The 6,585-nt window shown below is 60.2% G+C and carries 7 protein-coding genes; 4 read left to right on the top strand and 3 right to left on the bottom strand.

Features of this window, described 5'->3' with window-relative positions; translation table 11 throughout:
* Positions 1–174 precede the first annotated feature (174 nt).
* Positions 175–872, top strand: a protein-coding gene (locus NKI47_RS32675; RefSeq protein ID WP_352595545.1) for an IS6 family transposase whose coding sequence is annotated in 2 segments (ribosomal slippage) — positions 175–610 and positions 610–872 — 699 coding nt in all. Because the reading frame shifts where the segments join, the coding sequence is not laid out codon by codon here.
* Between the two features lie 80 nt (positions 873–952).
* On the top strand, positions 953–1,117 hold the full coding sequence (locus NKI47_RS32670) for a hypothetical protein (RefSeq protein ID WP_352595538.1): 165 nt from the start codon (positions 953–955) through the stop codon (positions 1,115–1,117).
* A gap of 169 nt (positions 1,118–1,286) precedes the next feature.
* Here NKI47_RS32670 and NKI47_RS32665 read toward each other — a convergent pair whose 3' ends face one another.
* Both NKI47_RS32665 and NKI47_RS32660 read right to left on the bottom strand, forming a co-directional pair.
* Positions 1,287–1,922 carry a LysE family translocator gene (locus NKI47_RS32665; RefSeq protein WP_352595535.1) on the bottom strand — a complete coding sequence of 212 codons (636 nt, stop codon included), beginning with the start codon at positions 1,920–1,922 and terminating at the stop codon, positions 1,287–1,289.
* A 44-nt stretch (positions 1,923–1,966) separates the two neighbouring features.
* Positions 1,967–3,103 carry a trans-sulfuration enzyme family protein gene (locus tag NKI47_RS32660; protein WP_352595533.1) on the bottom strand — a complete coding sequence of 379 codons (1,137 nt, stop codon included), beginning with the start codon at positions 3,101–3,103 and terminating at the stop codon, positions 1,967–1,969.
* A gap of 86 nt (positions 3,104–3,189) precedes the next feature.
* On the opposite strand from NKI47_RS32660, the gene NKI47_RS32655 reads away from it, so the two are divergent.
* Entirely contained in the window at positions 3,190–3,855 is a 666-nt protein-coding gene (locus NKI47_RS32655) for a helix-turn-helix domain-containing protein (protein ID WP_352595531.1), read from the top strand.
* 26 nt (positions 3,856–3,881) lie between these two features.
* Entirely contained in the window at positions 3,882–4,520 is a 639-nt protein-coding gene (locus NKI47_RS32650; RefSeq protein WP_352595529.1) for an FMN-binding negative transcriptional regulator, read from the top strand.
* 200 nt (positions 4,521–4,720) lie between these two features.
* Here NKI47_RS32650 and NKI47_RS32645 read toward each other — a convergent pair whose 3' ends face one another.
* Entirely contained in the window at positions 4,721–6,451 is a 1,731-nt protein-coding gene (locus NKI47_RS32645) for a relaxase/mobilization nuclease domain-containing protein (protein ID WP_352595527.1), read from the bottom strand.
* Between the last annotated feature and the right edge of the window lie 134 nt (positions 6,452–6,585).

Below are 6,585 nucleotides of genomic sequence, written 5' to 3'. Positions count from 1 at the left end.
CGAAGAATATCATCGCGTCTCCCCATCAAAAACTTGACGCCGGCACCGCGGTGCTCAGGTCCTCATGGCCGCCGGATACACGTCTGCGGTCTTCACCGGATGGGTACGTTCTGTCGCAAACTTTTCGGAAAGGTCATTTGCTGCATGACGCTTGCTCTTTTCCGGGAGTTTGTCATGTTCAAAGGCCGCCATTTTGATCGATCCGTGATCCTGCTGTGCGTTCGCTGGTATCTTGCCTACAATCTCAGCCTGCGCGATCTGGAAGAGATGATGGCCGAGCGCGGCATTCACGTCGACCATTCCACTGTCCACCGCTGGGTCGTGCATTTTTCGCCTCTGCTGCTTGAACGCTTCAACCGGAGAAAACGTCCGGTCACCGGCAAGTGGCACGTTGATGAAACTTATGTCCGGGTGCGTGGTCGCTGGATGTATCTCTACCGCGCCGTCGACAGCGTGGGCGACACGGTCGAGTTCTTCTTCAGCGAAAACCGTGACCTGCCCGCGGCCAAACGCTTCTTACGGAAGGCCCTGCAGCGCCATGGCAGGCCGGAACGTATCGCCATCGACGGCAGCCAGACCAATCACGAGGCCATCCGATCTTGCGATCTTGAAATCGCCTGCGGGATCGATCGCGACGAGCACTGAAGCCGATCAGAATCCGCAAGAGCCAGTATTTCAACAACCGCATCGAACAGGATCATAGGCGCATCAAGCGCCGCGTCCGGTCCATGCTCGGCTTCAAGTCAACGACAACCGCCAAAATTATCCTCTCGGGCATCGAGATGGTTCATATGATGCGCAAACGACAGGCGAGGTTTGCCTACAATCCCACGCCCTCCATTGCCAAGCAGTTCGAAATGCTCGCCGCATGAGCGCCGCGTGACGCTCAACCTGCCCGACCTCAGCTGGAGTTTGCGACGGAACCGCTTATGCCGTTATAGATTTTTCCGCTTTGGCCGCCAAAGCCGTGACAACACGCATAGCGCCCGACAAAGAAGCGGCGGTTGCGGCGATCCTGAACAAGGTGCGGTCCCTGCGCGCCAACGCATCCGACACCGAGACTTTCGATCGAAATCTGAGCATCGTCGAAGATGCTTTGCCTGATCTAGTCGATTAGCCGAGCCGATCTACGGCGATCGCTAACAACAAGCCTCCAGCCCAACCGCGACAGCCGCATTTTTGATGCGCCAGCCGCCACGTAAAGCGGTGCCAGAGATACCTCCGCCCCCGGGACTTGACCCCTCGCTCCCGCTCCTCGTCGCGAGGCAGTTGTTCAGGAGATTCTTTCAGGTTCGCCAAAGCAGGAGCCGCAGCCCTGCAAAACCAAAGGCGGCGGCTAAAACAACTTCAATGCCTCGCCGCGCCCGACGGTACATCCTGACCATGGGCTGCGTGGAAAACACGACGGCATACCCGCAAAATATTGTAACGCTGAGCACCGCACATCCTGCAAGGATGACGATGACATCCGTAGGCGAGGCGTCCGGCCCAAGGCCTAGCGTCACCAGTGCAATCCAGGCGAGAATCGATTTCGGATTGCTGAGGTGCATCAGCAAACCGCGCCTGTAGAGACCGAGCCCTGAGATCGGCCGGCGTGCTGTACTAGGCGCGGCATCATGCTGGTCCGGTGTCAGAGCACCCCTTCCTGCCTTGAAAGCTAAATAGAGCAGATAACAGCCTCCGAGAATCTTTAGAATGACGAGCGCCTGGGCGTAGCTTGCCAAAAGCGCGGAGATGCCTGTCGCCGCCATGATGCCCCAAAAAATCGATCCGGTGACGACGCCGGCTGACAAAGCAAGGGCTGCTTGGCGCCCTTGCTGCATTGCCGTTCCCATGATCCGCATTGTGCTGGGACCCGGGCTCCCCGCTGCAACGACGTAGGCCGTATAGACAATTAGCAGGTGATTCAGATGGTTGAGCATCTTGGATCTTTCGCCGGTCTCTCACGCCTGATTCATTTTGGGGACTACGCCCCAGACGTCGCACTGAGAGCCTGCATCAGGTCGTCAATGATGTCCTGAGGGTGCTCAAGCCCCACGGACATTCGCAGCAATCCGCCTGGCGCTTTGGACTTCGCACCCTCGACGGATGCGCGATGCTCGATCAGGGAGTGCGTCCCTCCAAGGCTTGTCGCACGGACAACAAGGTTGAGGCGGGCAGCCACCGCCATCGCGGCATCGGTTCCACCTTCGACGATAAAGGAAAGCATCGCTCCGTAATCGCTCATCTGCCGTGTAGCCAGATCGTGTCCCGGATCATCTTGCAGGCCCGGAAAAAGTACTTTCTCGACGCGGGGATGGGACGACAGGGCCTCCGCAACCTTCTGGGCGCCTTCACAATGAGCGCGCATGCGGATCGGCAAGGTCTGCAGCCCTCGCAGTGCCAACCAACAGTCGAAGGGTGCCGCGACGCTGCCCTTGTGTTTCTGGACCATCCGTAGCGGCCGTCCGAGAGGCGATGAATGCGGCACGACAACGACGCCCGCCATCAGATCCGAGTGGCCGCCAATGTACTTTGTTGCCGAGTGCATGACCGCGTCCGCCCCAAGTTCAAGCGGGCGCTGAAGCACGGGCGTGGCCCACGTGTTGTCCACCACCGCCAAGGCACCTGCCTCGTGCGCGATTTTGCAGATGGCCGAAATGTCGACAACGCGGATCATCGGGTTAGACGGCGTCTCGACCCAAACGAGGCCAGTCCGCTTTGAGGTGACCGCATCGCGCACAGCATCCAGATCCCGCATATCGACCGCGGCGAAGTCGAAGCGAGAGCCGATATCGGTTTCGTCCATCAGCGAGCGGATGCCAAAATACATATCATCAGGAAGGACGATCCGTCCCGTCGAGGGATGGCTCTCAAAGACCGCAGCGATTGCAGCCATACCCGACGCAAAGGCGATGCCTTCGTATCCTCCCTCGAGCGCGGCCATCGCCGACTCGAATGCATTACGTGTCGGGTTTGCATCACGCGTGTACTCGAACCCAAACGGAAACGAACCGTCGGCACCGCGCTCGAAGGTCGTGCTGGTATGAAGCGGTATTGAAACCGCGCCCGTGGATGGATCGAAAGCTCGACCGCTGTGGATTGCCTTCGTTTCAAAGCGCACTGGCCAATTCCTGTTTAAGGCGCGGTTGCAATTTTGCGCCGGTCATTATAGTGACCGTAGCCGATGCGAGAGGCCAAGTCAATATAATGACCGACATCCCGACACCTTTAGAGACCGAGCAGGAGCTTGGCCAGGCGATTGCGATCCGGATCCGGGATCTTAGGCGCGACCAAAACCTGACCCTTGATCGACTGGCCAAACTGACTGGCCTGTCCAAAGGGACGGTTGTCGCACTTGAGCAGGGTAAGGCAAACCCGAGTATCGGCATCCTTTGCCGTTTGGCGGCAGCGTTTTCACTATCTGTCGCCGATTTGCTAAACGAGGCGCCTTCCACGGCCCCCGACCACCCGATCGAACGGAGCGTGTCAAGGACGCTTTGGACGAGCGCCAAAGGCAGCCGGGCGCAGCTTCACACATCGACCTCGGGACGCACGATGTTCGAACTTTGGAGCTGGGTCCTCATGCCGGGTGATGTGTTTGCCGCGGATGCGCACAGTCCCGATACACGCGAACTGCTCTCCGTTACCCAAGGCTCGCTCAAGGTCACGGTGGGCAGCCACGAGATCATCCTAAATGCAGCCGAGAGTGCGCGCCTCGTTACAGATCAACCCCACACATATGCCGCGGCATCCGACGTGCCCGCCCACTTCTCGATGGCGGTTCTTGAACGCGGCGGACAGCGGGTTCCGGCACCCTCGTCGCAGGCAGCGAAGTCGCGCGTTGCTGTTTCGCAAGACCTCGCCGACCACTGACAACCGCCTTCAACAGGAGATCCCCTTTGTACGTTCCTCCGCATTTCGCCGTACCCGATCAGAACGCCCTCTTTGATCTTATCGAAAAACACCCGTTTGGTATCCTGATCACCCACAGCAATAGCACACTCGACGCCAACCATATGCCCTTCGAGCTGGATCGTTCAAAGGGCGATAAGGGCGTCCTCAATTGCCATGTCGCCCGTAAAAACCCGGTCTGGACGGAGGTTGCCAATGGCGATGAGGTCCTCGTCGTCTTCCGTGCGGCCGACGCCTACATCTCGCCGAACTGGTATCCCAGCAAACACGAATCCCATAGGCAGGTGCCGACCTGGAACTATCTCGTTGCCCACGCCCATGGTCGCATCACCGTCCGGGACGACGAGCGCTATGTGCGCCGCAACGTCGCGAAGCTCACTCACATGCACGAGGCCAACCAGCCGGCCCCGTGGAAGATGGGCGACGCGCCGAAGGATTTCATTGACACGATGGCCAAGGCGATCGTCGCCCTGGAGATCGAGATCACCAGCCTGGTTGGAAAATTCAAGCTCAGTCAGAACAAAGAGCTGCGCGATATCCAGAACGCCGGGGAGACACTGACTGCTCAAGGCGCTGTTGAAGTGGGACAGGCGATGCTCGCGGCTGCGGCGGCCAAACCCCAATAGCAACTATCTTGTCCCGACAAAGCACAGGTGCTGGATTCCCAACGGGTGACCTTGAGCCGGAAACGGGACCAAGATCTGACACCCGCGATGGGGCAGGTAGCAGATTTCGATATCATGCCCGCAAACCGAGGCACGAACGAGTCTCGGCGACATTGTCCCTGCACTCTCCCGCGCCTTAACGGCCGGCAAGCGATCTGTGCTCAGCGCTCGTAATCGTTATCATTTGAGCGCTGGGTCTTGCGGTCCTGTTCTTCAGCCTGCTGAGCCTTCTGCTTGTTGGCGTCCTTCTGCTTGGCTCTCACCTTCTCCTGCTCGGTGCCTGTGCGCGGCTGCTCCGGCTCGCGGGGATTGTCCCGAGTTGGAAGGTCTCGTGCTCGCGCCTCGCGCTCGTGGATCGGCTCGCCACCGCCACCACCACGACGCTGCTGCTGCCGCTCGAATCGCAGCCGCGCGAGACGGTCGTGCATCTTGTCGTTGACCTCTTCACGATACTGTTCGAACTGCCCTTGATGCGCCGGCGGCAGCGTCTCGCGCATGTTGTCCAGAGCCTGATTGACGCGGGCCATCTGACGCCGCATTTCCAAGGGGGTTTGCGCCATGTCCAAATCTCCTATCAATGCATTCAATTCTCTCATACCGGGATGGGACAGGAAAGACTTCTGCCCCGATTGATCCGCTCCGCGACCCGCGGCAGGACCTGGTTGCCCCTCCCCTGTCCGATCGCGACGGAACTGCAGAAAATTGTTGCCGATCGACTCCGCTGCCGTGAGAGCCTGACCGACCACGCCCGCGGTCCGCATCGTCGTCACAGTCTTTTGCCATGCGGCAGCGATTGCATCGCCGTTCACGACAAGGGATTGTCCATCCAAACGGCGTTGCCGCTTGGCCTCCACCCGCTCGATCGTCCTGGCGCTGACCTGATAGCGCGGATCGCTCTGGGCGCGGCTATAAGCCCCGGCATGCTCCTTCGTGAACGGACGCGTCATCGCATGGTCCATGCGCCGCGTCGCCACCATCGCAATGCCGTTCTCGCGTGCTTTTTCCGCAAAGGTCTCGCGCCAGGCTGCGAGATCCGGCTTGTAGAATTTCAGGCGCTCGCCGTCGGCTGACCGTGCCTGCACCATTGCATGGATATGGACGTGCTTGGTGTCGTTGTGATGCGCCAGGACGAACTTGTATCCTGGCGCTCGCTCCTCGAGCACGCCGCGCGCCGCGGCCATGACGGCGTTGGCATCGGTGCCGGCTCTTGCCGAGAAAAGCAGGTGATAGGCATTGCGGCGTTCACGCCCCGAAAACTGCGGGCGCCATTGTTCGTACACCGCAGCCGCAGCCTTGGTGGAACTCTTCACCCCAGGCACGGGCTCGCCATTTGCGTGGCGGACGTGGCTGTTGGTGCGGATGAACTTCTGCAGGAAATATTTCGCTTTGGGTTCACGGCTCACGGCCGCCGTCACCTCTGCCTTGGCGACCACCCCCGCCGCGCCCATGGCCTCAGACAAACGCGCCTCGACCTTGTCGAGCGCCTTGCTGCGCGAATTCTCCCGACCGCCGGCCAGGACTCGCGCAAGCGGCCCTGCCCGCTCATCGGTATGTGCGTAAACCTGCACCGTCTGTCCGTTCTGCGCGTAGATGAACGGTTTTGCATCGAATGCCTTCTTCAGCGCCTCGCTCAAGGCGGCATCGGTGGCCTCGCCGGCGAGCTCGAAACGAACCTCCAGAAAATTGGTATTTTCCAAGGGCGGTTCGAACGTCTCGCAAAAAGTCTCCAGGAACGCCTTTCGTGCGGCGCCTGTCGCAAGGACCTGCCCGTCCTCGTCGAAAATCTCGATGTCGTGTTTCTCGCCTTTTTCGTCCTCGCGCTTCCCGATGTAATTGAGCAGCCGCGCGGCCGCTTCCCTGGTCGACGGCGGATTGGGCATGACCTTGAACACGGCAGGCTGCGCGCCCGCCGCATAGCCTGCCCTTGCCGCGACGGCCCGCGCCTGATAGCCCGCCCGCGCCGCTCGTCCTGTAGCGCCAAAGCGGTCAGCTCCACGGCCACCGCCGCCGCCGCGCCGCTTCCAGT

It is taken from the genome of Mesorhizobium sp. M0633, assembly GCF_040320645.1.
Classification (GTDB): domain Bacteria; phylum Pseudomonadota; class Alphaproteobacteria; order Rhizobiales; family Rhizobiaceae; genus Mesorhizobium.
Note: the sequence above shows the minus strand (reverse complement) of the source record. Positions and strands in the feature narration are given on the sequence as shown.

What these genes read in the sequence shown, in the direction of transcription:
- NKI47_RS32665 (WP_352595535.1), bottom strand. Translation starts at nt 1,922, where the DNA reads ATGCTCAACCATCTGAATCACCTGCTAATTGTCTATACGGCCTACGTC.
- NKI47_RS32655 (WP_352595531.1), top strand. Translation starts at nt 3,190, where the DNA reads ATGACCGACATCCCGACACCTTTAGAGACCGAGCAGGAGCTTGGCCAG.